This is a genomic window from Variovorax sp. E3 (assembly GCF_016082275.1).
GTDB lineage: Bacteria > Pseudomonadota > Gammaproteobacteria > Burkholderiales > Burkholderiaceae_C > Variovorax.
This window is the reverse complement of the sequence record NZ_MOWM01000004.1, coordinates 40836-66478: the sequence shown is the minus strand read 5'-3', so window position 1 is coordinate 66478 and position 25643 is coordinate 40836. Positions and strand designations below refer to the sequence as shown.

Below are 25643 nucleotides of genomic sequence, written 5' to 3'. Positions count from 1 at the left end.
CACGCCCCCCTACATGCTGTTCTTCAGGTCAGCGCCATACCGCCGTCGACCTTCAGGTTGACGCCGGTGACGAAGACGCTTTCATCGCTTGCGAGGAACAACGCCGCACGCGCCAGGTCGCCCGGAAGGCCCAGTCGGCCCAGCGGGATCGCAGCGGCCATGCTCTTGTCGAACTCAGGCCGCGCCGCTTCAGAGATGCCCAGTTTCGCGAGGATCGGCGTGTCGACCGGTCCCGGGCTCAGCACGTTCACGCGAATGCGCCGCGCCTTGACTTCGAGCGCCCAGGCGCGAGCGAAGGCCTCGATGGCCGCCTTGGTGCCTGCGTAGACGGCGTGGTCGTCGATCACTTTGTCGGTGGCCATCGAGCTCGTGAGAATCACCGAACCGCCGTCCCGCATGAACGGCAAGGCCTTGGTCACACCGAAGAACACGGCGCGCGTGTTGATTGCGAACTGCTGTTCGTACGTCTCGACCGAGACCGCGGCGGACGGCTCCAGAATCGCCGTCCCCGCGTTCGCCATGTAGATATCGATGGCGCCGAAACGCGCCTTTACTTCGGCCAGCAGGCGATCGTGCATCGCAAGGTCGGACACGTCGCCGACAAAGCCCATCACGTCTGGCCCGAACTCGGCGAGCGCGGCGTCGACCGCTTCCTGGCGCTTGCCCACGAGCACCACGCGGGCCCCCTCTTGCGCGAATGCCTGCACGCACGCGAGACCGATACCGCTGTTGCCGCCTGTGACTACTGCCACTTTGCCTGAGAGTCGTTTCACGAAGTCTTCCTTGATGGATTGGTTGAGGAAACTTCAATTTAGGGACGCGGCGCGTGACCGGGTAGTAGGCAAGAATGGAAACACTTGTGCCCAGGAGTCCTCAATGAATGCGCTCGACCATGCGCCCGGTCTGATTGCCTTTTCCAGCGCCGTCGAGGCCGGTTCTTTCAGCGGCGCGGCGCGCGCGCTCGGCACTTCGCCGTCCGCGGTATCCAAGAGCGTCGCGCGGCTGGAACAACGCTTCGGCGTAAGGTTGTTCCAGCGCTCGCGCGGGTGCTGTCGCTCACGCAGGAGGGCGCGGCCTACTACGCGCGCATTGCGCCGCTGCTGCGCGCCCTCGACGAGGCGAGCGACGTGGTGCAGCCCGCCGCCACCGCGCAGGGCATGCTGCGCGTCACCGCGCCCGGCGACCTCGGGCGCATCCTGCTGGAGCCGGTGGTCGGCCGCTTCCTGCCATTGCATCCCGGGCTGAAACTGGAGATGAGCCTCGCCGATCGTCACGTCGACCTGATCCGCGAGGGCTATGACATCGCCATCCGGGCGGGCCAGGCCGCAGACTCGGACCTTAGCGCGCGGCACTTGGCCGAACTGCCGCTGGTGCTGGTGGCCTCGCCCGCCTACTTGACGCGTCGCGGCACGCCCGATTCGATCGACGCACTGCGCGCCCACGCGCATGTGCGCTACATGCTGGGCGGCAAGCCCTTCCCCATCCGTTTCGCCAACGGCGCCGTGCTGAACCCTGAAAGCGGCGTGTTCGACACCGACAACAGCGTGGCGCTGCGCATTGCGGCGCTCGGCGATCTCGGCGTCATCCAGGTCCTGCGGCTGTTCGTGCAGGCCGACATCGATGCGGGCCGCCTTGTGTGCGTGCTGCCGCAGCAGCCGCTGCCACTCGTGGCGGTGTCGGCCCTGCACGGCTTCGGGCGCCAGGCGCCGGTGCGTGCACGGCTCTTCATCGAGTTCCTCGCCGCGGAATTGGCGCGACTGGCCTAGAGCAAACCCGAAAGGGTCAATGTCCGCGCAGCGCGTCGCGCAACGCGCGGGCACGTGTGAGCCCGGGGCCATTGCAATCTGTCGAGCGCTCGCAGACTTCGTCAAGCAGGCTGAGCGATTGCGATCCGCGGCCGAGCCCGCTCCACATCGTCGCAAGGCTGGTGGCCGCACGAAATTCCCAGCTTCCCGCGCCCTGCTGCCGCGACACGGCCAGCGCCTTCAGGTAGCAGCGTTCGGCCTCGTCGAGCCGGCCGCGCCGTTCGTTGCAGCGGCCGGCGGCACGCCAGACCTCCGGCACGCTCCAATGACGGTGGCCGCCGCGGACCCGATCGACAGACGCTGCATCGAACCAGTCGGCACAGAAGGTCACGAGCAGTTCCTTGCGCGGGGCGTCGAAGGTCGGCAGTTGCGCGGCCACTTGCCGCAGGTACCGGCGCCGTTCGTCCCCGTCCCTGGTGCCGACCTGCAGGCCCAGCGCAAAGCACTGCGCCCACTGGTGCCAGTAAACCAGCCCTCTGCGCTGCGCCTCGTCGAGCATCAGCTGGACCCATTGCCGCGCCAGTTCGAACTCTTCGGCCCACAACGCGACCGGGCATGCGCCGAACAGCGCAAAACACAGCGACATCGCATTGCCGCCGGCATCGGCGTGCGCGACTGCGAGGGTGGCGGTTTCCAGAGCCTTCGCTGCGTCGCCCTGGATCCAGAGCGTTCGAGCGAGGATGCTGGTCGAGGCCACCGTCGCATCGATCTGGAAGGTATTGTTGCGCGTGCGTCGCGCGCCATCGCCAATGCGCATCGAATCCTCGGCATTGGCTCTCGCCACCGCGAAGTTACCGCTGAAGTGGTGGGCCAGTCCAGCCATGCGGTGCGAAAGGTTGAGCGCTGCCGGGTCCGGTGACGACCGCGTTGCGTCTGTGAGCATTTGAGAATGGCGCAACGCGGCTGCATAGTCTCCACGGCCCACGAGCATCGTGCACATGCCCCACAGGGCCTGGAGTTCCAGCGCATTCCGCCCGGTCACGCGCGCCCCGGCGAATGCCCGTTCACACACGGCGCTGGTCTCCGAAACCGGCCCCTTGGTGTGGAACAGCGCGTTGCCGAGCGCCACATGCAGCCAGAGAACCGTTTCCGGATCGGGATCGCGCGCCTGCGTCACGCAAGCCAGCGTCGCGTAAACACGGCTGCGGTACTCCTCGATCTGCGAGACATGGAACCACAGTGGCGCGGAGGCGATCGTGAGCGACGCGGCCATCTCCGCATCTTCCTCGTTGGCAAGGCAGGCATCGATCGCGGCGCGAACATCGTCCAAGCGATGCGCAAAACGCTCTGCCCAAGCATGCACGCTGAGTTCACGCAGCGCGGCAGTTGCGCCGCCCATGAGATCGCGCATGACGGCCGCATGGCGGCGCCGCAGCGCGGGGCCTTCGCCGGTCCGCAGCATCAGTTCGGCGGCATAGCATCGCGTCGTATCGAGCAGGCGGTACGGCGCTACGGGATCTTCGTTGTCGAACGCCAACAACGATTTGTTGGCCAGTGAGATCAGCGCGTCGAAAGCTTCCTCGGGGTCCATGCCCTCCCCCGCAACCCGCAACGCGGAATCGACGTCGAAGCGGCCGCGAAACACCGACAGCCCCCGCAACAGCTGCAGCTCTGCGTTGCTGAGCAGCGCAATGCTCCAGTCCAGCGCAGCCGCCAAAGTGCGGTGCCGCGGGACTATCGCGCCGTTGCCAACGGAGTAAAGCCGCATGTGGTCGTTGAGCCGGAATGCCAGATCGCCGAGCGACTGCACGCCCAACCGCGCCGCAACCAACTCGATGGCCAAAGGAATGCCGTCGACCTGCCGGACGATCCTGGCCAGCAAGGCCCCGTCCGAATCCTCGAGCGCTCGCGCGCCCGCCGCCTTCGCCCGCTCCACGAGCAATTCGACGGCAGGCGAGCGCATCGCCTCGACGAGTGTGACCTTCTCGGTCTCGGGCACCGCAAGGGCCGACAACCGTAGCACATGCTCGCCCTCCATACGAAGCGCCTCCCGGCTGGTGGCAAGCACGCGCACCTTGGCAACGCCATGAGCAGGCGCGTGACTAGCGGCACCAGGGCCTCCGCCACATGTTCACAGTTATCGATCAGCAGCAGTGCGTCTCGGCCGGTCAACCGTTGGTGAAGAGTCTGCAAGGTATCGGGCGCGTCGGGTGCGGCGCCCAACGAGCGAGCCATCGTGCTCAGCACGTGCTCGTGCGAGATCAGTGGCGAGAGATCGATGAAGACCGTGTGCGTAGCGTCCCGCGCCTGCAGGCACTCCGCCGCGCGGATCGCCGCACGTGTCTTGCCGATACCACCTGGCCCGACGACGGTGACTACGCGGCTGCCCTCCAGCGCGCTCAGCACGCGCTGAACGTCGGCATCTCGTCCGACCAGCCGCGTGAGCCGCACTGGCAACTTCGCAAAGGCCGGCGGCAACGGCTCGGGAGGTGCGACCGGTATCCCCTCGCCCCCGACGCGTCGATCAATTCGCGGCGCACCGTTCCATTGAAGCGGTAACCGCGCAACGGCACATTGGAAATCCATTCGGTGCAGTCGTCACCGTCTTCCGGTTCCCCCAACGCCTTGCGCAGCGTCGACATCTGCACGCGCACGCTGGCCTCTTCCACCACCACGCCGGCCCAAACCGTGGAGAGCAACTCGTCCTTGCTCACCACCTGGCCGACGCGCTTGACCAGCTGCAGCAGAAGTTCGAACGAGCGCGATCCCAGGCGCACGGCCTGACCGAACCGCTCGAGGCGGCGTTGGGTTTCCCAGACGACGAACGAGCCGAAGCGCCAGCGAACGTCCACCATGTCTTGCGCTGCGGCGAAGTGCAGTGACTGCATGCGTTGTGCCTGTCGTCAGCGTGCGCGCCCGGCACGCGCCGCATTCATGAGGATGTCGCCGATGGAAGGAATGGCTGTTGTCATAGGCTTGGACATCGACGTTATGCCCCGCGTCGTCCGGCGCGTTGATCAAATGAGCATCGCGCCTTGCACGGCACTGCACTTGCCACGCGAACAGTGCGCGCACAGTCAATCCGGGTTCGCTGCGCTGTTCGGCCGATCGAATCTGCACCCGCCGGATAACGTTGCGTGCGGCACGAAGCAACCCGTTTCGCCAACGACCCAACCCCAAAGTCGAGAACCAATGAGACCCATCAATGCCTTCTACGCGCCCTCCCTCCAACCATCCTTCAGGGCGCCTCCCGCCGCGGCGCTACCGACCCGCTCTCTCGCAGAAGAACTCGCCACCGAGCCCTCCTCGCTTGTCTCGCTCAGCGACGACGCCAAGGCCTTTGCTGACTTCTCGGCAGACGGCATCACGGTCGCCATGCGCCGGCTGAACGAACCCGCGAACCCAGCGCAGGGCGCGGCTGGTGCGGCTCCTTTCGCATCTGTTTCAAAGGAAGATTTCGATCGCCTGCTCGACAAGCTCGGCGCAACACAAAAAGAGAAAGACCAGCTCTCCTCCGGCCTGGACACCGACAAGAACGGCGAAATCTCGCGCGACGAGTTCCTGAAGGGCCTTGCGGCCACGCAGGGCACGACGCAAGGTAGCGAGACCTCGCAGGCGCTGATGCACTTGATGGACCGCAACGGCAATGGGAACGGCGTGGTGGAATCGGCCGAGTTCGGGCGTTTCAGCGCCAGCTTTCTCGACGCGGCACAACACCGCGCATGACGCGGCGCCGGCCGCCGCTCAGTCGGCGGCCGTTTCAGAAGGCCGCGCAAGCGCGGCCGCCATCGATCTGAAGCGGCCCGGCGGCATGCCGTACGAAGCCTTGAAAGTGCGCGCGAAATGCGCGTCGCTGTTGAAACCGTTCTCGAACGCGATCGTTCCTACCGGCCGGTGCAGGTTCTTCGGGTCGAGCAACGCCTGGCAACTGCGCTCGAGCCGTGCGTTCCAGATCAGCCTTTCCGGACTGATCGACTCGCCGGCGAACGCCTTGTAGAGATATCGCGTTGAACAGTTCAGTGCATGCGCGACGCCCTCGACGCCAAGTTCCGCGTCGGCCGCATGGGCGCTCACGAACTGCGACGCGCGAAGCCGCAGCATTGCAAGGCTGTCGGGCGGCACGCGGCTGCGGCTGCGCTCCTCCTCGAGGACCGCGGCGAGCAGGCCGACGGTAGCATCGGCGAGCAGCGCGACGGCCTCGCCAGCGATGTGCGCGAGCTGTGCTTCAACCGTTCGCAGGAAGTTGCTCATGACACCGTAGATGCCGCTCATTTCCCCCGCCTGCGCCTCTGCTGGTTGCGTGCCGCGCGAAGCCAGCATCGACGGCAACCTGATCCGGCCAAAGCGCCGCCTGGGAATCTGCAGCCCGAAGAAAGTCGAGTGGGTGTTCACGGCCCACGTGCTTGCGCGGCGCTGGTCCAGCACGATCCAGTCGCCCACACCCAACCGCGCGGCCTCTTCGCCCATGGTGACCATGGCCGCGCCGTCGATCAGCACGGCAAGCTGGATGTCGTCGGCGCCGGCCTCGCCGGAGTCCCACGGCAGCCGCGTGACGCGTGCGGCGGGCATCGTCATGCGCACGGCCGTGACGCCGCCCATGTCATGCACCACGTATCGGGCCTCGCGCGCGAGCGCGGCACGCATGTCGGAGTGCGACAGCCCGAAAAACGGACTCACGGACAACGCCACCCCGGCCCGCTCGCGGCCTTCGCCGCCGCCGAAGTACCCGTCGGGATCAACTCGCATCATCGCCTCGCATCGCATTGGCCTCAGGTCGCGGGGTTCGACACGTCAGCGACGAGAAGATCGATGTTGTCATTGGTCGCGGCGAAATCCTGAAGCTGCGCGATGCGGCACCCGTGATGAGAACGACCTTGTCGGTGAACTGCATGTGACGATCCTGTGAATGAAAGAGCCGGGAAGACGCACGCGCGCTTCATGAACACAAGACGGCTGAGCATGGTGTTTTGTGACAAAAATCTCAAAACTCCGGGTAGGCGCGCACCTGGCGCGGCACCCGTTGCGCCCCAGGACGGGATGCCTGCATCCTAAGGAAGCCGCGGCCGGATCGTTCCCGAGGTCTTCGAACGATGCGTCTGGGAATCATGAACGATGCCCCGTGCCAAGGCATCGATGCAGTCACGATTGGTGCCTGCGCAACAACACCATGCGCCGCAGCGCATGCCTTCCGCCGCGCGGGCCCGCTGCCTACGATCGTGCCGGTCACAAACACCTGATGTCGCCATCGCACCGAACCCCATGAACCTTCAATCCATGCCCGGCGTGCCAGGCGCCCTGGACATCGCCCACGATCCCCGCGTTGCGCCGGCATGGCGCTGCACAAGCCGGGACCAGGCATTGGCCCTCGTGTCGCACGAGCTCAAACAGCCACTGAACGTGATCCAGATGAACGCGCGGATGCTGAAACGGCTGCCTGCGTCGAGCGCATCCGCGCACGTCCGCACGATCGCCGAATCAATTCAGCGCGCCGTCGAGAACCAGACGCGCATCATCAATGACCTGCTCGACTTCTCGCGCGTGCGTACCGGCAAGCTTGCGCTGCGTTGCGCGGAGGTCGATCTCGGCAAGTTGGCACTCGGCCTCGTTGCCGCGCTGCGGGCCAATTGGAGCACCGGGCGCATCCGAACGGAACTCAGATCCGTCGATCCACTGCTCTGCCACGCCGATGCCGTGCGGCTCGAACAGATCGTGGGCAACCTGCTGGACAACGCCATGAAGTTCTCGCCGGAAGGCGCAGAAGTGGTGGTTCGCCTCTCTTCGGAGAGCGGCTTCGCGCGGCTGTGCGTGGCGGACAACGGCTGTGGCATCGCGCCCGAATTCCTCCCGCATGTCTTCGGCTTGTTCAGCCAGGCCGGCTCGGCCGCCAACGGCGTTCACGGCGGCTTCGGCATCGGCCTTGCGCTGGTGCACGGCCTCTCGGTCGCGCATGGCGGCTTTGTGAAAGCGACGTCGGCGGGCATCGGCCGCGGCGCCGAGTTCAGCGTGTGGCTTCCTCTTCACCGCCGTAGCCGCCCCTGAGCGTCGCGGCTTCATTCCCCGACGCCTCGGCGTTCAACGATCGCAGCACATGAAGATCACCCTCGACCCCTCTCTTGACGCACGCCACCAGAGCGCGCGGACATCGAGCATCCTGTCCGACTGGTACGACGCCACCCCCGCCATCCTGCGCCTGTGGGCCATCCAGCCCGAGGGCGCGAGCGACGCGGGCGCGATGCGCGTCGTGGTAATGCTCGCACCTTCGCTTGATGGTGACGACACGAGCCTCGCCTGGATGGCAAATGGTGACGCCTGGGCGAACGAATTGCGTGGCCGGCTCGCCGGCGCGGTGCAGCTCGAGCAGATCGACGGGCCGCTGCCGGAAGAATTCGAGATCGACGGCGAAGGTGTCGTCCTGTCTTCGCTGTGCTGGCGCGACGACACCTTCTCGCAAGACTGAAGCGCGATAAGCGAACCGCCCGGCACACAAGCCGGGCGTTACCGGGGGGCGATCAGAAATCCCAGATCACCGGCACCCAACGATAGACGTCACCGTCGAGCGCCACCCGGCCGACGGACGGGAACGGCAGGTGCGCTGCCGTCAGCAGCCCGCCGGTCTTGACCAGTTCCTGGAAAAGACCGATGCGAACGCGGGTTGCTTCTTCAGGATCGTGCTCGAAACCGTTTTGCCAGTCGGGGTGGTCGAACCCGACCGGGAACATGGCGTCGCCGGCGAACATCAGCCGTTCACCGCCCGACACCAAGTCAACCACGCTGTGCCCGGGGGTATGGCCGCCGGTGAGACGAACGGTCACACCCGGCGCCACTTCGTGCGAGGTCTCGAAGATCCGCAGCTGGTCGCGGTATTCGTTGTAGAAGCTCGTGGCGGTCGCGCGCAGCACCTCCGGCACCGGGTTCGGCATGACGGTGTGGGAGAAGTCGGGCGAAATCCAGAACTCGACTTCGGCCCTGGCCACGTGGATGCGCACATCGGGACGCAACCGCTCCTTCACCCCGGGCACGAGCAGGCCGCCCACATGGTCCATGTGCATGTGCGTGAGGATCACGTCGGTCACCGACTCGAGATCGATGCCGGCGGCATCGAGCCGCTGGGGGAACTGTCCGGCACGCGGAAATCCCGCGAACTGCCCGCCCAGCCCGGCGTCGATGAGGATGGTCTGCGCGCCGCTGCGAGCCACCATCACGTTCAACGGCCAGTCGAACTTGTCCGGCGGCATGTACATGCGCTTCAGCCAGTTCGCAAGGTCGGCCGGGTCGGCGTTGGTGGCCATCGTCGAGGCCGGCAGCGGTAGCACGCCATCGCTGACGACCAGCGCATCGATCTCGCCGATGCTCAGCGCATAGCGCGACGGAACCAGGTCGGCGGTTTTCTGACGGCTGGAATGCAAGGTTTCATCTACGGAAAACATGACGGTAAATCTCCTGAAGGATGGTCCGGCAGGCCAGACCAAGGCAGCCAAATGGCTGGCTGCAGATTGCCGTTCGACACGTGGGGTTGTCGTCTGGCTCGATCACGGCGCAGCGCCGTGTGTCTTTGATCCTAGGCAGCGGAACCCCTTGTCGGTAGGTACGCCAAAGGGCTCACGGTGGTGCCTGATACGCACCAAATGCGATGTTCATGCAAGACCAGCCGGTCGTGCCCCGAGCATGCCCGAGGCCACCCGATATGCACGGCAATTGGTGTGGCGGTCGGTGCGGCCATTGGTGCCGCGACGGCAACACCATGCGCCTTCGCAACGCTCTACCGGCGCGGCGCCTGTCTTCCTACGATCCCCTGCGGCAACTGCTTTCTTCCACTCTCTTCTCCACATCACCATGAGCAAGATCCTCGTTCTCTACTACAGCATGTACGGCCATCTCGAGCAGATGGCACAGGCCGTCGCCGAAGGCGCGCGCGGCGTTCCCGGCAGCGAAGTGGTCCTCAGACGAGTGCCGGAGACGATGTCCGCAGACGCTCTGCATCAAGCCGGAGGCAAGGCCGAGCAAGCCGCGGAACTCGCCGTGGTTGCAGAGCTCCCTGGATACGACGCCATCCTGTTCGGCACGCCCACGCGCTTCGGCAACATGGCCACGCAAATGCGCGCCTTTCTCGACCAGACCGGCGGCCTGTGGGCTACGGGCGCGCTCATCGGCAAGATTGGCAGCGTGTTCACCTCGACCGCCACACAGCACGGCGGCCACGAGACGACCATTACCTCGTTTCATTCGACACTGCTGCACCACGGAATGCTGATCGCCGGCGTACCGTACTCGTGCAGCGGCCTCACGAACATGAATGAGATCACCGGCGGCTCGCCTTACGGCGCGGGCACGCTGGCCGGCTCCGATGGTCAGCGCACGCCATCTGCCAATGAACTCTCCATCGCCCGCTTCCAGGGCGAGCACGTGGCAAGGCTCGCGGCCCGGCTGGCGGAGTGACAACTTCCGCGAGAAAAGAGGGTTCTATGACGCATGGCATCGCCAGCATCGGGCGTGACCGCTTCCTTACACAGATCGAGGTCGGCGACAGACACCGCTTCGTCGCAGACGAGCCGCTGTCGCTCGGCGGCAACGACGCGGGCCCCTCGCCTTACGACCTCGTCATCGCGGGCCTCGGTGCCTGCACCGCGATCACACTGCGAATGTATGCAGACCTCAAGGCCTGGCCGCTCGAATCAGTGCAGGTGGAGCTACGGCTTTCGCGCGAGGACAACACGACGGTAGTGGCGCGCACCTTGCGCATCGAAGGCCTCGACGAAGCGCAGAAGGCAAGGCTGGCCGAGGTTGCCGAGCGTACGCCGGTCACGCTCTCGCTGAAGTCGGGCCTGCGAATTCGTACGACCCTGGACTGAAGGAGCACCGCATGCCCACCCGTCCATTCGAATTCCCCAACCACGAAGGTCATCGCCTGTCGGGCACCCTGGAGATGCCGGAGGGCATACAGCGCGGCTGGGCGCTCTTCGCGCACTGCTTCACCTGCGGCCGGAAGAATCTCGCGGCCGTGCGCATTGCCCGCACGCTCGCGAGCGCCGGCATCGGCGTGCTGCGCTTCGACTTCACCGGGCTCGGCGAGAGCGAAGGAAGCTTTGCCGATTCAAGCTTCAGCCTCAACGTGCAGGACCTGGAGTCCGCTGCGGCCGCAATGCAGGCAGCAGGGATGCCGCCTGAACTGCTGATCGGCCACAGCCTGGGCGGTGCGGCAATGCTCGCGGCAACGAGCGGCATCGCGAGCGCGCGTGCGGTGGCGACCATCGCGGCGCCGTTCGACATCGCTCACGTGCTGCGCCTGCTTGACCCCGAGGCCTGGCGCGGCTTGAAACGCAAGCACAAACGCTCGTGCAGGTGGCTGGACGGCCACTGTCCGTGGGCAAGGCCTTCGTCGACGACCTGCGCGGACAGAACCAGGGCGCGCGCATCGCGGCGCTGCGCCGTCCGCTGCTGCTTCTGCATGCGCCGCGCGACCAGATCGTCGACATCGAGAACGCCACGCGTATCTTTCTCGCTGCCCGGCATCCCAAAAGCTATGTCTCGCTGGACGATGCCGACCACCTCCTGTCGCGGCGCGACGATGCGGAGGATGTGGCCAGCCTGATAGCGACATGGGCGCTGCGCTATTTGCCTCAGCCGCAGGTATCGCAGGCCAAAGCCGCGGATGCCCTGGCCGAAGAGACAGGACTCGGCAAGTTCCAGCTCGCGCTGCGCTCAGGCGGTTCGCGGTGGTTGGCCGACGAGCCCGAGACGGCAGGCGGCCTCGGTTCGGGCCCGACGCCCTACGACCTGCTGGCATCGGCGCTCGCCGCCTGCACCACGATGACGCTGCGCCACCATGCCGACAGCAAGGGCTGGCCGGTGACGCGCATCCGCACCGCAGTGAATCACCGCCGTGACAGGAACCGCTCGCCTGCCGATGTCTTCAGCCGCACGGTAGCCGTCGAGGGCGCAATCGACGACACGCAGCGCGCTCAACTGCTGGAGGTCGCCCAGAGATGCCCGGTGCACCGCACGCTCGCACAGGGCACGAGCTTCGATCCGGTTGCATTCGAAACCCCGCCATGAGCGCCGAAGAAGGCCCAGCCTGGGTCACGTTCGCGGTGCCGAGGCTGCGCATCGCATATGAAATCGCTCCCAGACGGCAACGAGCCGCACTTGCACCATAAGGGCCTTCACCATGATCTCGCTCGCCACCCCGCCCGCCGGACTTCTCGCGCCCTACAGTGGCGAGGGGATACTGCCGCTCTACACCACCACGGTCGCCGTTTCCGGTGGCGAGGCGCGGCATGCGCGCGCTTCCGGCCGGGCCGTTTCGGACGACGGCAACCTCGACCTCGTCCTGCGCCAGCCCAAGGAGCTGGGTGGCGACGGCGGCGGAACGAACTCGCAGCAGCTTTTCGCAGCGGGCTTCGCGTCCTGCTTCCACGGCGCCATGACGATCGCCGCCGCGTCGAAGCGCATGCGCCTTCCGCCGCACATCGACATCGCAGCCACGGTCTCGTTCGCGCGCGACCCAGTGGACGGACTGTTCCTGATCGTCGCCGAGCTCGAAGTGAGCCTGCCTCAGATGGACGCCTGCGAGGCCGCCGCGCTCGTCGCCGAGACGCAACGCATCTGCCCCTATTCAAAGATGTCGCGCGTCGGCATGAATGCGACGGTCAAGTTCGTGTGATACCGCCAGCTGCGCATTGGTGAGTGGCGAGCAACACCACGGTCCGCGCCAAGGGCCTACCGGTGCACGCCGCCCGAACCTACGATCAGCTTCAGATTTTTGCCTTCCGCCCGCCGCAACGAAGATGACGGGTGTCAGTTTGCCGAGGCGGCTGTAATGAGGCGTGCACTTTCCATCCGTTCGTGCACGGGACGAACTCACGTCGGCGCGGAACCCCCGCGCAAATCCGATCAGCAACACGGCAATGCGACGGGCGGAAGGCGCCCCCTCCAACGGACACGGAACGTCGCATGACCAGCCCCCTCCCGCCCTCCTTCGCCGTCGAACGCGAAAAGTTCGACTACGACCTCGTGATCGTGGGATGCGGTCCCGCGGGCTTGGCCGCCGCCATCCGCACCAAACAGCTGAACCCGGGGGCTGCGGTTGCGGTGGTCGAAAAAGGCAGCGAACCAGGCGCACACATTCTCTCGGGCGCGGTGATGGACCCACGGGCACTCGAAGAACTGTTGCCCACATGGAAGGAGCTCGGCGTGCCGCTCGATCAGCCCGTGACTGCCGACGCATTCCTGTTTCTTGGCGAGCGGCGCGCATGGCGCACACCCAACTTCCTGGTGCCCGGGTGCTTTCGCAACCATGGGAACTACGTCATCAGCCTCGGCAATGTGGTGAAGTGGCTCGCGCAACATGCGCAAGAGTTGGGCGTCGAGATTTTTTCGGGCTTCGCCGCCACGCAAGTCGTGTTCGACAGCGGGAACCGCGTCGCCGGCGTGGCCACAGGCGACATGGGCATCGCGCGCAACGGCGAGCGGACCGCAGCCTACCAACCAGGCGTCGAGTTGCGCGGCAAATACACCGTCTTCGCGGAAGGCGCTCGCGGGCAGCTCGGGCGCACGCTGATCGAGCGCTTCGCCCTTGCCGAAGGGCGCGACCCCGCCAGCTATTCCATCGGTTTGAAAGAAACGTGGACCGTCGATGCGTCGCAAGCCAAACCAGGCCTGGTAGTGCATACGGCCGGCTGGCCAATGGCTGACGACGCCTTCGGCGGCGGCTTCATCTACCACCACGAGGGAAACCGCGTGTCGCTGGGTTTCGTCGTTGGGCTCGACTACCGCAACCCCTGGCTCAGCCCCTACGAGGAATTTCAGCGCTGGAAGACCCATCCCACGGTGCGCGCACACATCGAAGGCGGCACGCGCATCGGCTACGGCGCGCGAGCTATCAACAACGGCCTGCCGCAGAGTTTGCCGAAAACGGTGTTTCCTGGTGGCGCACTGGTGGGGTGCGACGCGGGCTACCTGAACGCGGCCCGCATCAAGGGCAGTCATGCGGCCATCAAGACCGGCATGCTGGTGGCCGAAGCCGTGTGCGACGCGCTGCGCGCGGGGCGCGCGCGCGATGAACTCGCAGCCTATCCGCAGGCCTTCGCAGGCAGCTGGCTGCATGCCGAGCTGCAAGAGTCGCGCAACTTCAAACTCTGGTTCAAGCGAGGCAGCGTGGTCGGCACGTTGATGACGGGCATCGAGCAATGGCTCATGCCACGCCTGGGCCTGCGCACGCCGCCGTGGACGCTGCACGGGCGGACCCCGGACCATGCGGCCTTGCATCCCGCCCACCTGTGCGAGCCCATCGCCTACCCGAAGCCCGACGGCAAGCTCTCGTTCGATCGGGCGAGTTCGATCTACCTGAGCAACACGCACCACGCCGAAGACCAGCCGGTTCATCTCACGCTGCGTGACGCGGCCGTGCCCGTAGCGCTCAATCTGCGCACCTATGCGGGACCTGAGAGCCGCTACTGCCCGGCGGGCGTGTACGAATTCCTCAAGAACGACAAGGGCCAGGACTACCTGCAGATCAACGCGCAGAACTGTGTGCACTGCAAGACCTGCGACATCAAAGACCCGACTCAGAACATCGTGTGGACCGCGCCGCAAGGCGGCGATGGACCCAACTACACCGCGATGTAGCCATGAACCGCTTTCCTTCCCCCCACCACGCGGCAGCGCCGCACGGAGACAACGAATGACCACGAACTGCACGCATCTCGACCAGATCCAGGAGGTCCAGCCCTCGGCCGCGGGCTGCGAGGACTGCTTGCGAACGGGTGGCCGCTGGGTGCACCTGCGCATGTGCCTCGCATGCGGCCATGTGGGCTGCTGCGACTCTTCGGAGCACAAGCACGCCACCGGCCACTTCCATGCGACGGGCCACGCTGTCGTGCGGTCCGCGGAGCCCGGCGAAGACTGGCGCTGGTGCTACATCGACAAGACGCTTGTGTGAGGCCTTCGCATGCAGCTGTGTGAGCGCCGGCATTGATGCCGCGCGTGCAACACCGACGTACCTCGCGCAGGGCTACCCGCACAGGGAAGCCAAACCTAGCATCGATCCGTCTCGCGATATTCGCGGACCGGCGCCCCAGTCGCCCTGGGGTGAAGGCCCTGGGGCCTTATCGGGACCCTCCATGACACATTGCACTCTCCTCCCGGCGGCATCGCCGACACCGTCCGCCATGGACCTCGCGTTGCATGGGGCTACATGAGCGTGTGCCTGGTGACCGTGGCCGCCGCCACCGCCATCGCGGGCGGCGCGACCGCCGCTGCCGAACTGAAATTGGCCACGGCGGCGACATCGGTGCCCGCCCCGCCTCAGGATATTTGCTCGGCCGCCGGCTCGCAACCCGCGCCGATGAAGCGGGTGTGCGCGAACACGCACACGAAAGATGCCGCTGCGTGCTGATCAGCGCGCCCGCCAACGACCTCACAACCTTCAGGACAAGCGAAGGCGACGCGCCTACGCCTTCGCTCAAGACCGGCTTCGCACCAAGTGCGAAGCACCTTCCCAGGCCACCCAACCCAAGGAATCAAGATGAAGAAACTCTCGCAACTCGCACGCGGCTTCGTGGCCGTCGGCCTCATGGCAATGCACCTCGCCACCCCTGCCACCGCGGCCACGCAAGCCACGTCCCCACAGCGGCCCACGGTCGTGCTGGTCCACGGCGCCTTCGCCGAGTCAGCCAGTTGGGACGGCGTGGTGCGCAACCTGCGGGCCCGCAGCTTTCCGGTCATCGCGGTAGCCAACCCGCTGCGTGGTGTGAAATCCGACGCGGCCTATGTCTCCGGCGTCGTAGGCTCGATCAAGGGGCCGGTCGTGCTGGTCGGGCACTCCTACGGCGGCTCGGTGATCTCCGCCGCCGCGCAAGACCAGCCCAACGTCAAGGCGCTGGTCTTCGTGGCGGCGTTCGCACCTGAGCCGGGCGAATCGGCGGCCGACCTCTCGGGCAAGTTCCCGGGCAGCACGCTCGGGCCCACGCTCGCGCCGCCCGTGACCTTGGCAGACGGCGGCAAAGACCTCTACATCCAGCAAGACAAGTTCCCCAGCCAGTTCGCCGCCGACGTCGCGCCCGGCGCAGCACTCCTGATGGCGGTGGCTCAGCGGCCTATCACCGAGGGCGCACTGGGAGAGCCGGCGACCGCTGCGGCATGGAAGACCGTGCCGTCGTGGTTCATCTACGGTGACCGCGACAAGAACATCCCGCCAGCCGCGCTGTCGTTCATGGCCGACCGCGCGAAGTCGATGAAGACGGTGGTGGTCAAGGGCGCTTCGCACGTGGTCATGGTGTCCAACCCGAACCCGGTAAGTCGCCTCATCGTCGAGGCGGCCGACGCGAAGGCGCCACGCCACTGAGCCAAGGCGCACAGTTCGGAGCAACCTGCAATGCATTGGTGCTCGCGGAGCAACACCGTGGTCCCCCCTGCCGGCCTACCGGCGCCGCGCGGCACTCACTACGCTTGACGGGCCGCCGCCGATGCCGCCGACGGCGATCCATCGCTCCAGGAGACCCGCCATGACATCCCCCCGACAGACATCAACACCGCCCACCAGAGCGCACACCGAACGAGGAAACTGGCGGTACCGGCTGCAGACCATCGCAAGCACAGCTGTCGTGATCGCCGCAGCTGCTGCTGGCTCTGTAGTCGCCGCCTCCGAAGCGCTGCAGGAAGCGCCCGGCGATGCAATCGGCGTCTTCTGCAGCGCGCTCGGCGTTGCCCTCGGTATTGGGCATGGGCCCGAAAAGGGGCAGCGATGAGCGCAGTCACGCCCACGGAGGCCGACGACGTATTCGACGCCACCGGCATCGCAGCTCGCGCAAGGCGTGTTGGCGACCCGGCACCCGACGTGACCCTGCCTGATGCAATGGGCCAACGGGTGCGTCTGTCGGACGTCTGGCGGCGTGGCCCCCTGGTGATCGTCTTCTACCGCGGTGGCTGGTGCAGCTACTGCAACCTGCAATTGCGGGCGTGGCAGTTGAAGGTGGCCGAACTCGAGCGCCTGGGCGCCACGCTGCTGGCCATTTCGCCGCAGACGCCTGAAAACTCATCGGACACGGCACAGAAGAACGCGCTCGAGTTCACGGTTCTGAGCGACTGCGAGCTCGAAGCGGCCAACGGCTTCGGACTGGCCTACACGCTGCATCCTGACGTGGTCGATTACTACGGCTCCGTCGGCACCGACATTCCCGTGCTCAACGGCAACGGGCAGTGGGTACTGCCGGTGCCCGCGACCTACGTGATCGACAACACGGGCGCCATCCGCTTCTCGCTGATCGAGGAAGACGCGCGCATGCGCGCGGAGCCGCTCGAGGTCCTCGCTGCCATTGAAGCGCTGCGGATGCAGGTCTAGCCGTCGCATACGCCCCCTTCCATCCAGCCCATGCGTCGCGGGCGCGGGGCCATCTGGCACCTGCGGCCCGCGCTTGCCCATTCCCGGGAGAGCCACCATGCACCTAGGTAAAACCTACAAAGTCACCGAATTCATCGTCTGGACAAGGCGCCAGATCTACCTTCTTCTTGCGGTCGGCATGCTGCCTGTTGTTCTCTACCAGGTGCTCGGCATGCGATGGCTCACCATTCCGTTGACGGTAGTAGGCCTTCTTGGCACGGCGACCTCGTTCATCGTCGGCTTCAAGAATGTACAGACCTACAACCGCACCGTCGAAGCGCAGCATCTCTGGACCTCGATCCTCGGCAGCAGCCGGTTCTGGGGCACCAGCGTGCGCGGCTTCGTGCAACGCCCCGGCGATGCCCGCGAACTGATCGCGCGCCACGTGGCGTGGCTTACCTGCCTGCGCTACGAGCTGCGCAGCCCGAGGCCGTGGGAGACGATGGAGAAAGCATCGAACGCGGAGTACCGCAACCTCTACCGCATCGCCGAGCGCGAGACGCCGCTGGGCGACGAGCTGCGCAAGCACCTCTCGGCGGAAGAACGCAGCCAGGTCGATTCGGTTCGGGACAAGGCCATGCAAGTGCTCTGGCTCCAGAGCCGCGCGTTGAAGCGCCTGCTCGACGAGGACGCCATCTCGCTCACGGCCTACATCGAGCTCAACAAGCCGCTGAAGGATTTCATCGACCAGCAGGGTCGCGCGGAACGCCTGAAGAATTTCCCGTACCCAAGGCAATACGCCGTCATCAACACACTGTTCGTTTGGGCCTTCTGCATTCTTCTGCCCTTCGGCTTGCTGAAGGAATTCGACAAACTCAACGAAGGTATCAGCGGGCTGATGCAGGGCGGCATGGTATGGCTGGTGATTCCGTTCAGCGCGACGATCTCGTGGATGTACACCTCGCTGGAGCAGGTCGGCGAGAGTACCGAGAACCCGTTCGAGGGGAGCGCCAACGACGTGCCGATCACGCTCATCGCGACAACCATCGAACGCGAGCTGAAGGCATTCATCGGCGAGTCCGACCTGCCAGCCCTGCCTGAGCCGGAGAACGAGATCATTCTTTGAGTCAGTGCGCACCACCGATTGGTGCGAATCGCTCAACATCGTGCGGCCGCGCGCATGCCTTCCGCCCGCCCGGTGCCAAACCTACGATCAAAGTGCCTCTCTCGCGAATTCTCGCTAGCCGGTACACCGGGCGCCCCGAACCCAGGCCTCCGCCACTTCCTCTCCAAGGACCAACTCATGACCCAACGCGTCAAATACACCGAGCAATCTCCCGTGATTTTCAAGAAGTTCGTTGAGTTTCTCAACGCCATCAAGGAAGGCACCATCGAGGAGTCGATTCGCAATCTGGTGTCGATTCGCGCCTCGCAGCTCAACGGCTGCACCTTCTGCCTCGACATGCACGTGAAGCAAGCCAAGATTCAGGGCGAGCGCGAGCTGCGCCTGTTGCATCTGGCTGCATGGCGCGACTCCACGCTGTTCATTCCACGCGAGCGCGCCGCTCTGACCTGGACCGAAGTGCTCACCAAGCTCCCCGAGCAGGGTGTGCCCGACGACATCTACGAGCGCGTGCGCACGCAGCTGTCGGAAAAGGAAATCTCCGACCTCACGTTTCTGGTGATGTCCACCAACGCGTGGAGCCGCTTGAACCTCGCCTTCAAGACCGTGCCGGGCTCGTCCGACAAGATCTTTGGCCTGGACAAGGCCAAGCTCGCCTGACCCCTCACTGAAAAGAAGGAAACCATCATGAAGATCGTTGTCATCGGCGGCTCCGGCCTCATCGGCTCGAAAGTCGTCACTAGGTTGCGCCAAGCCGGCCACGAGGTCGTGGCGGCATCGCCGGCCTCGGGCGTGAACACCATCACCGGTGAAGGCCTGGACGTAGCGATGGCCGGCACGCAGGTTGTGCTCGATGTGGCCAACTCGCCCTCTTTCGAGGACAAGGCTGTGCTCGAGTTCTTCCAGACCTCAGGGCGCAACCTGCTGGCCGCGGAAGCGAAGGCCGGCGTTCGGCACCACGTCGCTCTGTCGGTGGTCGGCACCGACCGGCTGAGCGAGAGCGGCTACTTTCGCGGCAAGATCGCACAGGAAGCACTCATCCGCGACGCGGGCATTCCCTACACCATCGTCCACTCGACGCAGTTCTTCGAGTTCCTCGGATCGATCGCACAGTCGGGCGCCGACGGCGACAACGTGCACCTCTCGCCCGCTTTCGTGCAACCGATTGCGTCGGACGACGTGGCCGACGCGGTGGCCGCATTCACAGTGGGCGTGCCGCTCAACGGCGTGGTCGAGATTGCCGGGCCGGAGCGCGTGCGCTTGTCGGACCTCGTGGCGCGCTACCTCAAGGCCACGAACGACCCGCGCACCGTGGTGCCCGACGTTCACGCACGCTACTTCGGCGCCGAGCTGAAGGACGACACCCTCGTGCCGGGTCCCAGCCCGCGACTGGGCGCGCTCGACTTCGCGGCCTGGTTCGCTCTGCCCAAGGCGCCGCGCTGATTTTCTGCTGACTGCGTGCCGAAGCCAGCGCCTCTGCTGCGTCCGGCCCCGATGAAGCCACCCTCGAACGGGCGTCCCCTCTCGTGCGGTGGTTGTCGCACGAGCCGCCGCGGCAGCGGCTGCCAGCCCGGCACGCAACCGCTGCAGACCCTGAGAACCCATGCCCAGAGCTGACATGACCGATACCGCCTCCCTCCCACCACCGATGGTTGCTTCGCCCGAGTTGCATGCGGTGCGCCGCGGCAGCTACCTGCTCGACCCTGCGCACACGCGCGTCCTGTTCAGCGTGTCGCACTTCGGCATTTCAACGTACTACGGTGAGTTTTTGCGCCCCGCTGGCGCACTCGACCTTGCGTCGGAGCAACTTGGCATGGGCGTCCTCGCGGTGTCGGTGCCCGTCGCGAACGTGTCGACCTCGAGCAGCGTGCTTGACGCCGAACTGCGAAGCCGGGACTGGCTCGATTCGGAACGTTTCCCGGACATGACGTTTACCTCGACCACGCCGCTGTCGCTGGCGCACCGCCGCTTCCTGGTGAGCGGCAAGCTGTCGCTGCACGGCGTGACGCGCGAGATCACGCTGGACGCCACTTTCGTGGGCGCCGGCATCAATCCGGTGAAGCAGGTCTACACGATCGGCTTCGATATTCGCGGCACGCTGCGTCGCAGCGACTACGGCGTGATGGCCGCACTGCCACAGATCGGCGAGGACATAGCTTGATCATCAGCGCCGCGTTCGAACTGCAAACACCTTGAGGACTCGACGATGAATGCCTTGCGAGCTATTGCGCTCATTCCCACTTTGCTTCTTCTCGCCTTCCATGCCGGTGCGCAGAACGTCGCCGCGGGCAAGCAGGCCTACGCCCAGTGTGCCGCCTGCCATTCGATAGACGGTAGCGTCGGCGTCGGCCCGAGCCTGCAGGGCGTGAACGGACGGCTGGCCGGCAGTGCCCCCGGCTTCCGCTTCAGCCGCGCCATGAAAGGCGCGGGCTACACGTGGGACGCGAAGACACTCGACGCCTACATCGCCAACCCGCAGAAGGCCGTGCCGGGCAACGTGATGCCTTATGCCGGGCTCGACGATGCGAAGCAGCGCGCGGATCTCATCGCCTATCTGGCCTCGCTTAAATAGCCAACGAGAAAACCGCCACACGATGCCCACCAAGCCGTCGCCCCTCATGCACTCGCTGCACGCGCCGCCGGTGACCCTCCTGGACCGGTACCACGGCGCGCAGTTCCAGCCGATCTACGAGACCAAGGTCACGGTCACCGGTGGCGAAGCGGCGCACGCGCGCGCCTCGGGCGTTGCGCGCTCCGACGACGGAGAACTCGACATCGCGCTGCGGCTCCCCCACGAGCTCGGTGGCAAAGGTGGCGGCACCAACCCGGAGCAGTTGTTCGCCGCCGCGTACGCGGCATGCTTCCACGGCGCGCTGGTATTGCTGGCAACGCGCAGCGGGGTTCCGCTGTCTGCGCCCGTGTCGAGGTGTCCGTGGTGTTCGGGCGCGATCCGATGGACGGGCTTTTCATGCTCACGGCCGACGTCGCCGTGTACCTGCCAGGCGTCGAAAAAAGCCTTGCCGAGCAACTGGTGCGCAGCACCGAGCGCTACTGCCCCTACGCGAAGATGGCTCGCAGCGGCATCACAGGCATCGTGGCGCTGGCACGCCCGGTGGCTGCACCATAACAAGGATTGACAGGCTTTAACTGGCCTTCACGGCGCCGTTTGCCCAAACTCGCTCCATGACTTCAGAAGGACCCGAGTTCATGGCAACACCGGCCCATACCCTCTACACCCCATCCTCGCCGCCGATCCAAGTGGCGATCGCGCACCACGACCCCTACGTGGCTACGGGCATCGCATCGCTGCTTCGCTGCAGCACCGATTTCGCGGTGCGGCCGTCAAGCGTGGAAGACGCCGACGTGCTCGTGACTGACTACGCCACCGGCATCCTGCGCGCGACACAACCGTCGTCGCGCCGTGGCAGGACGCCCGCCGCCGTCCTGGTGGTGACCGACCAGGAGCGCAGCTGGCAGATCCGCCGCGCGGTCGACGCAGGCGTTCGCGGCTACCTGCTGCAGGACTGCTCGACCGACGAGCTGTTGGATGCGGCCCGCAGCGTGGCCGCGGGCCGACGGTATCTGTCGCGCTCCGTCGCCGATCGACTGCTGGACACGCTGGTCCAAGCCATTCTCACGGCGCGCGAGCTCGAGGTTCTGCAGCTCATCGCGCGCGGCCTGGGCAACAAGGACATCGGCCGCCTGCTTGGCATAGGCGAAGGCACCGTCAAAACCCACGTGAAGGCGATCCTGTCGAAGCTCGGCGAGCCCACGCGTACCGGCGCGATCGCCGAGGCAACGCGCCGCGGCCTTTTGGCGGACGAAGTGCGCGCGCACGGCATCAACTCGCTCGCGGCTTGACCCTCAAGCACTTTACCCATTCATTTGCCATTGCCATGATCTCCTCCTCCAATCTCACCGTTCGCATCTGCCACGCAGACCCGCTCGTCATGGCCGGCCTCGTCGCGCTCATTGGTCAGGAGCCCGACTTCAACGTGCAGGCTGGCCCGCGCACCGACACAGCAGCGCACGCTGTCGACGTCGTCGTTGCGGACTATGCCTGTGCGCTCGGCCTGCTGGCCTCGGCGGACGCCAGCGCGCACGACCGCCCCTCGCCCCGCATCGTGGTCATGACACGCCGCGACAAAGAGGGCGAAGTCATGCAGGCAGTGCACGGTGGCGTGCACGGCTATGTGCTCCAGGACGCGAATCCCTGCGAGCTGATGGACGCGATCCGCCATGTGGCGCGCGGCGGTGCGCGCTACCTCTGCAAGCGCTCGGCGATCCTCTTCGGAAGCAGCCCTCCGCACACCTGGCTCACGGCCCGCGAGGAAGACGTGCTGCGCTTTCTCGTGATGGGCGACTGCAACAAGGGCATCGCCCGAAAGCTGGACATCTCGGCGAACACTGTGAAGGCGCATGTCTCGCGGATTTGCGAAAAGCTGCATGTGCGCTCGCGCGCGCAGGTGGCGGTCGAGGCGACGCAGCGCGGGCTGGTCCGTGCCTGAGGTCGCACGGGAGAGCGGCGCCAGCTTGTGGCGCTTCGGCTCCTTCGTGCTACATGAAGAGCAGCGCAGGCTCGAACGCCATGGCCAGCCGGTACGGCTGGGCTCGCGGGCGATCGGCCTCCTGCTCGAGCTGCTGAAGCGCGCGGGCGAAGTCGTCGACAAGAACCAGTTGCTGGCAGCAGTCTGGCCGGACGTTGTGGTGGAGGAAGCCAGCGTCCGCGTTCAGATGTCGATGCTGCGCAAGGCGCTCGGCGAGCCCGACGACGACAACGGCTGCGTCGAATGGATTGCGAACGTCCCACTGCGCGGCTACTGTTTTCTCGGCCGGGTACGCCGCGAGTTCGCGCAGACTGCCGATGCGGCAGAGGCGGCGGCCTCCGTCGAGGTCGCGCCCGCCGAACTGCCCGTTCGGTTCTCGGCGCTGATCGGCCGCGACGAAGAAATGACGCAACTGCTCGCGATGCTGTGCGACAACCGGCTGGTGACACTGGTGGGCGCCGGCGGCGTGGGCAAGACAAGCGTCGCCGTGCGCGTGGCTGAGCGCTACCGGGAGCGCCACGGCTGCGCGGTGCGCTTCATCGACCTCGCGCCACTGACCTCGCGCGACCATGTGCTGACCACCGTGGCGCGGGCAATTGGTGTGCGCGGCGGCGTGCCCGATGTCGAGCAGGCCGTCATCCAACGCCTGGAAGGCGAGGCGGCCCTGCTGCTGGTGGACAACTGCGAGCACATGATCGAGACACTCGCGCCGCTGCTGCACCGGTTGCTGGTGGCTTTACCGAACCTGCGCATCTTCACCACCAGCCGCGAAGTGCTGCGCGTCGAGGGCGAGCATGTGCTGCGGCTGCTTCCACTGGCGATCCACAAGGATGCCTTTGCCTCGCTGGCCCGTGCGCTGCAGTCGCCCGCGGTCGAGCTGCTGGTCGAGCGCGCGCGCGCGGCGGGTGCCGGCGTATTCGACGACGCCAGCGGCGGTGCGCTTGCGCGCATCTGCCGCCGGGTCGACGGCATTCCGCTGGCGATCGAGCTAGTGGCGGCGCGGCTGGGAACGCAGTCCGCGACCGACCTGGCCTTCAGGCTCGACGACCACATGCGGCTGCATTCGACGCTCGCAAGGGCCGCGCTGCCTCGACAGCGCACGCTTGCGGCAACGCTGGACTGGAGCATCGGCCTGTTGGGTGAATCGGAACTGCTGCTGTTTCGCAGGCTGTCGGTGTTCCGCGCGCATTTCGACGTCGAGGCCGCCCTCAGCGTTGTGGCCAACGAGCTGGACCCCGACATGGCCGCTGACGCGCTGATCTCGCTGGCCAGCAAGTCGCTGGTCGTCTACGACACCGAGCGCGAAGCGCGCGCCCCGTACCGGCTGCTCGACACCACGCGCAGCTACGCACAGGCGCTGCTGGTGCGAGCGGGCGAGCAGGAGCTGGTGGCGCGACGCCACGCGCGGCTCATGCTGGAGCTCCTGGGCAGCGCGGGCGCCGACCAGGCCACGCTGGATGCGCACGAATGGCTGCAGCGCTACGGGGCGCTGCTCGACGACGTTCGCGCGGCGCTGGACGCTTGCCTCACGCAGCAAGAGGACGCGGCCATCGCCGGCGCGCTGACGGTCGCCTCGGCGCCGCTGTGGTTCCGCCTGTCGGAGGTCGGCGAGTACCGAGATCGCGTACAAGCTGCACTGGACTATCTGCGCGCACAGCCGCAACCCGACCGGTTGGCCGCCGGCTGGCTGGAACTTGCGCTATACAACGCGCTGTGGCACACGGGCGGCTCCGTCGCCGACATGACCGAGGCGTGCGAGCGGGCGCTGGCGAGCGCGCTGGAATTCAAGGTCGGCACGCTCGAGTTCCAGGCCCGGTGGGGGTTGTGCGCGCTGAACGTGACGCGCGGCGACTACCCGTCCGCGCTTCGGCATGCGCAGCGGCTGGGCGCCTATGCCAGCGAGTCGGAAAGCGACGTGACGCGCAATCTGTCGCATCGCATGCTGGCGCTCGCCAGCTTTTTCTGCGGCGCCTTCGCCGACGCAAGAACCAACGCACAGGCCGCGATGGATGTCGACGGCGCAACGCGGCGCGGCCAGGGCAATACTTTCCAGCCCGACGCGCGGACCACGGCCATGGCCATCCTGGCGCGCACCCTGTGGATCGAAGGTGACGCGCCACTTGCTATGGCCACCGCCGTGCGCTGTGTGGAAGAAGCCGAGGCGCTGGGCCATGCGATGTCGCTTTGCGTCGCGTTGTTCTGGATCTGCCCGATGGCCATCTGGGCCGGCGAACGCGCGACTGCGCGCGAGTGGGTAGACACCCTGCTGCGCGAGACGCGCGCCAAGGGCTTCGACTACTGGCACGAATGGGCGCTGTGCTACGACGACGCGCTGAAGCTGGACGAAGTGAGCAACCGGGCCGCGCACATCCGGGAGGTCACGTTTCGGATGGCGAAGATGGACGATCCGCTGAGCGAAATGCTCGTCACATTCTGCGACGATTGGGTGGACGGCCGGCTCGTTGCGCGCGTCATGCGCGGCGGCGGACCGTGGAGCGCCGCCGAGGTCTACCGCGCCGCGGGCCTGCGCCATGAGCGGCAAGGCAACGACGCCGAAGCCGAGGCGCTGTACCTGCAAGCCCTGGAGGTCGCGCGCGCACAAGGCGCGGTTGCCTGGGAGCAGCGCGCGGTGGCGGCGCTCGCGGCGCTGCGGGACAAGGACATCGGGGGCATGCCCCGGCACGCGAGTGGGGGTGACAAGTCTTGTTGATCGGGCGCGCACCTTCCTGACCCAGCGAGCCGCGCCCGGCTCCCGGCGATGAGCGCGCACGAGCGGCGCAAGCCGGCCGATCTCCTCAGGTTGCCCCGGCAGCGCCCCCTGCGAAAGGGAGAGGCGCGCCTCTTCTCAATGCCGGCTGCCCCGCCACGGTTTCGCTCCTAACCTTGGAAGCATCCGCAGGGCGCTTGCGGTG

The 25643-nt window shown here is 66.3% G+C and carries 27 protein-coding genes and 4 pseudogenes; 25 read left to right on the top strand and 6 right to left on the bottom strand.

Annotated features, from left to right (window positions below; all coding sequences use genetic code 11):
- Window positions 1–23 precede the first annotated feature (23 nt).
- A complete protein-coding gene (locus BMG07_RS02450; protein ID WP_198083028.1) occupies window positions 24–773 on the bottom strand; it encodes an SDR family NAD(P)-dependent oxidoreductase in 750 nt (249 codons plus the stop codon).
- 13 nt (window positions 774–786) lie between these two features.
- On the opposite strand from BMG07_RS02450, the pseudogene BMG07_RS43895 reads away from it, so the two are divergent.
- Window positions 787–987 (top strand): annotated as a pseudogene (locus BMG07_RS43895) (LysR family transcriptional regulator); the annotation flags it as partial.
- Between the two features lie 59 nt (window positions 988–1046).
- A complete protein-coding gene (locus tag BMG07_RS02445) occupies window positions 1047–1766 on the top strand; it encodes a substrate binding domain-containing protein (RefSeq protein WP_307866837.1) in 720 nt (239 codons plus the stop codon).
- 16 nt (window positions 1767–1782) lie between these two features.
- Here the strand turns inward: BMG07_RS02445 and BMG07_RS43890 are convergent, their stop codons facing one another.
- The 3 genes and pseudogenes from BMG07_RS43890 to BMG07_RS41330 all read right to left on the bottom strand — a co-directional run bounded on the left by BMG07_RS43890 (window position 1783) and on the right by BMG07_RS41330 (window position 4633).
- Window positions 1783–3813, bottom strand: a complete 2031-nt coding sequence (locus BMG07_RS43890; RefSeq protein WP_307866843.1) for a transcriptional regulator — start codon at window positions 3811–3813, stop codon at window positions 1783–1785.
- Window positions 3814–3917: 104 nt separating this feature from the next.
- A pseudogene (locus BMG07_RS43885) lies at window positions 3918–4151 on the bottom strand (hypothetical protein); the annotation flags it as partial.
- Window positions 4145–4633: a winged helix-turn-helix domain-containing protein gene (locus tag BMG07_RS41330; protein ID WP_269758563.1), complete on the bottom strand. Its 489-nt coding sequence runs from the start codon at window positions 4631–4633 to the stop codon at window positions 4145–4147. The gene BMG07_RS41330 and the pseudogene BMG07_RS43885, both read right to left, overlap by 7 nt.
- Window positions 4634–4937: 304 nt before the next feature.
- Here BMG07_RS41330 and BMG07_RS02435 point away from each other — a divergent pair, with 304 nt between their 5' ends.
- Window positions 4938–5471, top strand: a complete 534-nt coding sequence (locus tag BMG07_RS02435) for an EF-hand domain-containing protein (protein WP_198083026.1) — start codon at window positions 4938–4940, stop codon at window positions 5469–5471.
- 18 nt (window positions 5472–5489) lie between these two features.
- On the opposite strand, the gene BMG07_RS02430 is transcribed toward BMG07_RS02435, so the two are convergent.
- Window positions 5490–6509, bottom strand: a complete 1020-nt coding sequence (locus tag BMG07_RS02430; RefSeq protein ID WP_198083025.1) for a helix-turn-helix domain-containing protein — start codon at window positions 6507–6509, stop codon at window positions 5490–5492.
- A 495-nt stretch (window positions 6510–7004) separates the two neighbouring features.
- Between BMG07_RS02430 and BMG07_RS02425 the strand changes: the two genes are divergently transcribed.
- Both BMG07_RS02425 and BMG07_RS02420 read left to right on the top strand, forming a co-directional pair.
- Entirely contained in the window at window positions 7005–7784 is a 780-nt protein-coding gene (locus BMG07_RS02425) for a sensor histidine kinase KdpD (RefSeq protein ID WP_198083023.1), read from the top strand.
- 49 nt (window positions 7785–7833) lie between these two features.
- Complete coding sequence (locus BMG07_RS02420; protein WP_269758562.1) at window positions 7834–8202, top strand: hypothetical protein; 369 nt, start codon at window positions 7834–7836, stop codon at window positions 8200–8202.
- Window positions 8203–8254: 52 nt separating this feature from the next.
- On the opposite strand, the gene BMG07_RS02415 is transcribed toward BMG07_RS02420, so the two are convergent.
- Window positions 8255–9172 carry an MBL fold metallo-hydrolase gene (locus tag BMG07_RS02415; RefSeq protein ID WP_198083022.1) on the bottom strand — a complete coding sequence of 306 codons (918 nt, stop codon included), beginning with the start codon at window positions 9170–9172 and terminating at the stop codon, window positions 8255–8257.
- A gap of 406 nt (window positions 9173–9578) precedes the next feature.
- Here BMG07_RS02415 and wrbA point away from each other — a divergent pair, with 406 nt between their 5' ends.
- From wrbA to BMG07_RS02325, 20 genes and pseudogenes are all read left to right on the top strand, one after another.
- Entirely contained in the window at window positions 9579–10181 is a 603-nt protein-coding gene (wrbA, locus tag BMG07_RS02410) for an NAD(P)H:quinone oxidoreductase (protein WP_198083020.1), read from the top strand.
- A 26-nt stretch (window positions 10182–10207) separates the two neighbouring features.
- Window positions 10208–10594 carry an OsmC family protein gene (locus BMG07_RS02405; RefSeq protein WP_198083019.1) on the top strand — a complete coding sequence of 129 codons (387 nt, stop codon included), beginning with the start codon at window positions 10208–10210 and terminating at the stop codon, window positions 10592–10594.
- Window positions 10595–10605: 11 nt separating this feature from the next.
- Window positions 10606–11088 (top strand): annotated as a pseudogene (locus tag BMG07_RS43880) (alpha/beta hydrolase family protein); the annotation flags it as partial.
- Window positions 11089–11105: 17 nt separating this feature from the next.
- Window positions 11106–11798 (top strand): OsmC family protein, encoded by a 693-nt coding sequence (locus BMG07_RS43875; RefSeq protein WP_307866836.1) that lies wholly within the window; start codon window positions 11106–11108, stop codon window positions 11796–11798.
- A 112-nt stretch (window positions 11799–11910) separates the two neighbouring features.
- The gene (locus tag BMG07_RS02395; protein WP_198083017.1) at window positions 11911–12405 is read left to right on the top strand and encodes an Ohr family peroxiredoxin; all 495 of its coding nucleotides are present in this window, start codon (window positions 11911–11913) and stop codon (window positions 12403–12405) included.
- A gap of 290 nt (window positions 12406–12695) precedes the next feature.
- Window positions 12696–14369, top strand: coding sequence for an electron transfer flavoprotein-ubiquinone oxidoreductase (locus BMG07_RS02390; protein ID WP_198083015.1), 1674 nt, complete (start codon window positions 12696–12698; stop codon window positions 14367–14369).
- A 55-nt stretch (window positions 14370–14424) separates the two neighbouring features.
- Window positions 14425–14682, top strand: a complete 258-nt coding sequence (locus BMG07_RS02385) for a UBP-type zinc finger domain-containing protein (RefSeq protein WP_198083013.1) — start codon at window positions 14425–14427, stop codon at window positions 14680–14682.
- A 270-nt stretch (window positions 14683–14952) separates the two neighbouring features.
- Entirely contained in the window at window positions 14953–15138 is a 186-nt protein-coding gene (locus BMG07_RS02380) for a hypothetical protein (protein WP_269758561.1), read from the top strand.
- Between the two features lie 129 nt (window positions 15139–15267).
- Window positions 15268–16086, top strand: a complete 819-nt coding sequence (locus BMG07_RS02375; protein ID WP_198083010.1) for an alpha/beta fold hydrolase — start codon at window positions 15268–15270, stop codon at window positions 16084–16086.
- A gap of 160 nt (window positions 16087–16246) precedes the next feature.
- The gene (locus BMG07_RS41315) at window positions 16247–16489 is read left to right on the top strand and encodes a hypothetical protein (RefSeq protein ID WP_269758560.1); all 243 of its coding nucleotides are present in this window, start codon (window positions 16247–16249) and stop codon (window positions 16487–16489) included.
- Window positions 16486–17082, top strand: a complete 597-nt coding sequence (locus BMG07_RS02370) for a peroxiredoxin-like family protein (protein WP_198083008.1) — start codon at window positions 16486–16488, stop codon at window positions 17080–17082. The genes BMG07_RS41315 and BMG07_RS02370 overlap by 4 nt, the downstream gene beginning before the upstream one ends.
- A gap of 97 nt (window positions 17083–17179) precedes the next feature.
- Window positions 17180–18187, top strand: coding sequence for a bestrophin family protein (locus BMG07_RS02365; RefSeq protein ID WP_198083007.1), 1008 nt, complete (start codon window positions 17180–17182; stop codon window positions 18185–18187).
- Between the two features lie 177 nt (window positions 18188–18364).
- A complete protein-coding gene (locus BMG07_RS02360; protein ID WP_198083006.1) occupies window positions 18365–18844 on the top strand; it encodes a carboxymuconolactone decarboxylase family protein in 480 nt (159 codons plus the stop codon).
- Between the two features lie 27 nt (window positions 18845–18871).
- Entirely contained in the window at window positions 18872–19627 is a 756-nt protein-coding gene (locus BMG07_RS02355) for an SDR family oxidoreductase (RefSeq protein WP_198083005.1), read from the top strand.
- Window positions 19628–19802: 175 nt separating this feature from the next.
- A complete protein-coding gene (locus BMG07_RS02350) occupies window positions 19803–20345 on the top strand; it encodes a YceI family protein (protein ID WP_198083004.1) in 543 nt (180 codons plus the stop codon).
- A 45-nt stretch (window positions 20346–20390) separates the two neighbouring features.
- Window positions 20391–20756 carry a cytochrome c family protein gene (locus BMG07_RS02345; RefSeq protein WP_198083003.1) on the top strand — a complete coding sequence of 122 codons (366 nt, stop codon included), beginning with the start codon at window positions 20391–20393 and terminating at the stop codon, window positions 20754–20756.
- Between the two features lie 46 nt (window positions 20757–20802).
- Window positions 20803–21311, top strand: a pseudogene (locus BMG07_RS44610) (Ohr family peroxiredoxin).
- An 80-nt stretch (window positions 21312–21391) separates the two neighbouring features.
- On the top strand, window positions 21392–22045 hold the full coding sequence (locus BMG07_RS02335) for a DNA-binding response regulator (protein ID WP_198083002.1): 654 nt from the start codon (window positions 21392–21394) through the stop codon (window positions 22043–22045).
- On the top strand, window positions 22042–22692 hold the full coding sequence (locus BMG07_RS02330) for a response regulator transcription factor (RefSeq protein WP_269758559.1): 651 nt from the start codon (window positions 22042–22044) through the stop codon (window positions 22690–22692). Before BMG07_RS02335 ends, BMG07_RS02330 begins: the two co-directional genes overlap by 4 nt.
- Window positions 22685–25441, top strand: coding sequence for a winged helix-turn-helix domain-containing protein (locus BMG07_RS02325; protein WP_307866835.1), 2757 nt, complete (start codon window positions 22685–22687; stop codon window positions 25439–25441). The genes BMG07_RS02330 and BMG07_RS02325 overlap by 8 nt, the downstream gene beginning before the upstream one ends.
- The last annotated feature ends 202 nt before the right edge of the window (window positions 25442–25643 follow it).

What these genes read in the sequence shown, in the direction of transcription:
- BMG07_RS41330 (WP_269758563.1), bottom strand. Translation starts at nt 4,633, where the DNA reads ATGCAGTCACTGCACTTCGCCGCAGCGCAAGACATGGTGGACGTTCGC.
- BMG07_RS02435 (WP_198083026.1), top strand. Translation starts at nt 4,938, where the DNA reads ATGAGACCCATCAATGCCTTCTACGCGCCCTCCCTCCAACCATCCTTC.
- BMG07_RS02430 (WP_198083025.1), bottom strand. Translation starts at nt 6,509, where the DNA reads ATGCGATGCGAGGCGATGATGCGAGTTGATCCCGACGGGTACTTCGGC.
- BMG07_RS02425 (WP_198083023.1), top strand. Translation starts at nt 7,005, where the DNA reads ATGAACCTTCAATCCATGCCCGGCGTGCCAGGCGCCCTGGACATCGCC.
- BMG07_RS02420 (WP_269758562.1), top strand. Translation starts at nt 7,834, where the DNA reads ATGAAGATCACCCTCGACCCCTCTCTTGACGCACGCCACCAGAGCGCG.
- BMG07_RS02415 (WP_198083022.1), bottom strand. Translation starts at nt 9,172, where the DNA reads ATGTTTTCCGTAGATGAAACCTTGCATTCCAGCCGTCAGAAAACCGCC.
- wrbA (WP_198083020.1), top strand. Translation starts at nt 9,579, where the DNA reads ATGAGCAAGATCCTCGTTCTCTACTACAGCATGTACGGCCATCTCGAG.
- BMG07_RS02405 (WP_198083019.1), top strand. Translation starts at nt 10,208, where the DNA reads ATGACGCATGGCATCGCCAGCATCGGGCGTGACCGCTTCCTTACACAG.
- BMG07_RS02395 (WP_198083017.1), top strand. Translation starts at nt 11,911, where the DNA reads ATGATCTCGCTCGCCACCCCGCCCGCCGGACTTCTCGCGCCCTACAGT.
- BMG07_RS02390 (WP_198083015.1), top strand. Translation starts at nt 12,696, where the DNA reads ATGACCAGCCCCCTCCCGCCCTCCTTCGCCGTCGAACGCGAAAAGTTC.
- BMG07_RS02385 (WP_198083013.1), top strand. Translation starts at nt 14,425, where the DNA reads ATGACCACGAACTGCACGCATCTCGACCAGATCCAGGAGGTCCAGCCC.
- BMG07_RS02375 (WP_198083010.1), top strand. Translation starts at nt 15,268, where the DNA reads ATGAAGAAACTCTCGCAACTCGCACGCGGCTTCGTGGCCGTCGGCCTC.
- BMG07_RS41315 (WP_269758560.1), top strand. Translation starts at nt 16,247, where the DNA reads ATGACATCCCCCCGACAGACATCAACACCGCCCACCAGAGCGCACACC.
- BMG07_RS02370 (WP_198083008.1), top strand. Translation starts at nt 16,486, where the DNA reads ATGAGCGCAGTCACGCCCACGGAGGCCGACGACGTATTCGACGCCACC.
- BMG07_RS02365 (WP_198083007.1), top strand. Translation starts at nt 17,180, where the DNA reads ATGCACCTAGGTAAAACCTACAAAGTCACCGAATTCATCGTCTGGACA.
- BMG07_RS02360 (WP_198083006.1), top strand. Translation starts at nt 18,365, where the DNA reads ATGACCCAACGCGTCAAATACACCGAGCAATCTCCCGTGATTTTCAAG.
- BMG07_RS02355 (WP_198083005.1), top strand. Translation starts at nt 18,872, where the DNA reads ATGAAGATCGTTGTCATCGGCGGCTCCGGCCTCATCGGCTCGAAAGTC.
- BMG07_RS02350 (WP_198083004.1), top strand. Translation starts at nt 19,803, where the DNA reads ATGACCGATACCGCCTCCCTCCCACCACCGATGGTTGCTTCGCCCGAG.
- BMG07_RS02345 (WP_198083003.1), top strand. Translation starts at nt 20,391, where the DNA reads ATGAATGCCTTGCGAGCTATTGCGCTCATTCCCACTTTGCTTCTTCTC.
- BMG07_RS02335 (WP_198083002.1), top strand. Translation starts at nt 21,392, where the DNA reads ATGGCAACACCGGCCCATACCCTCTACACCCCATCCTCGCCGCCGATC.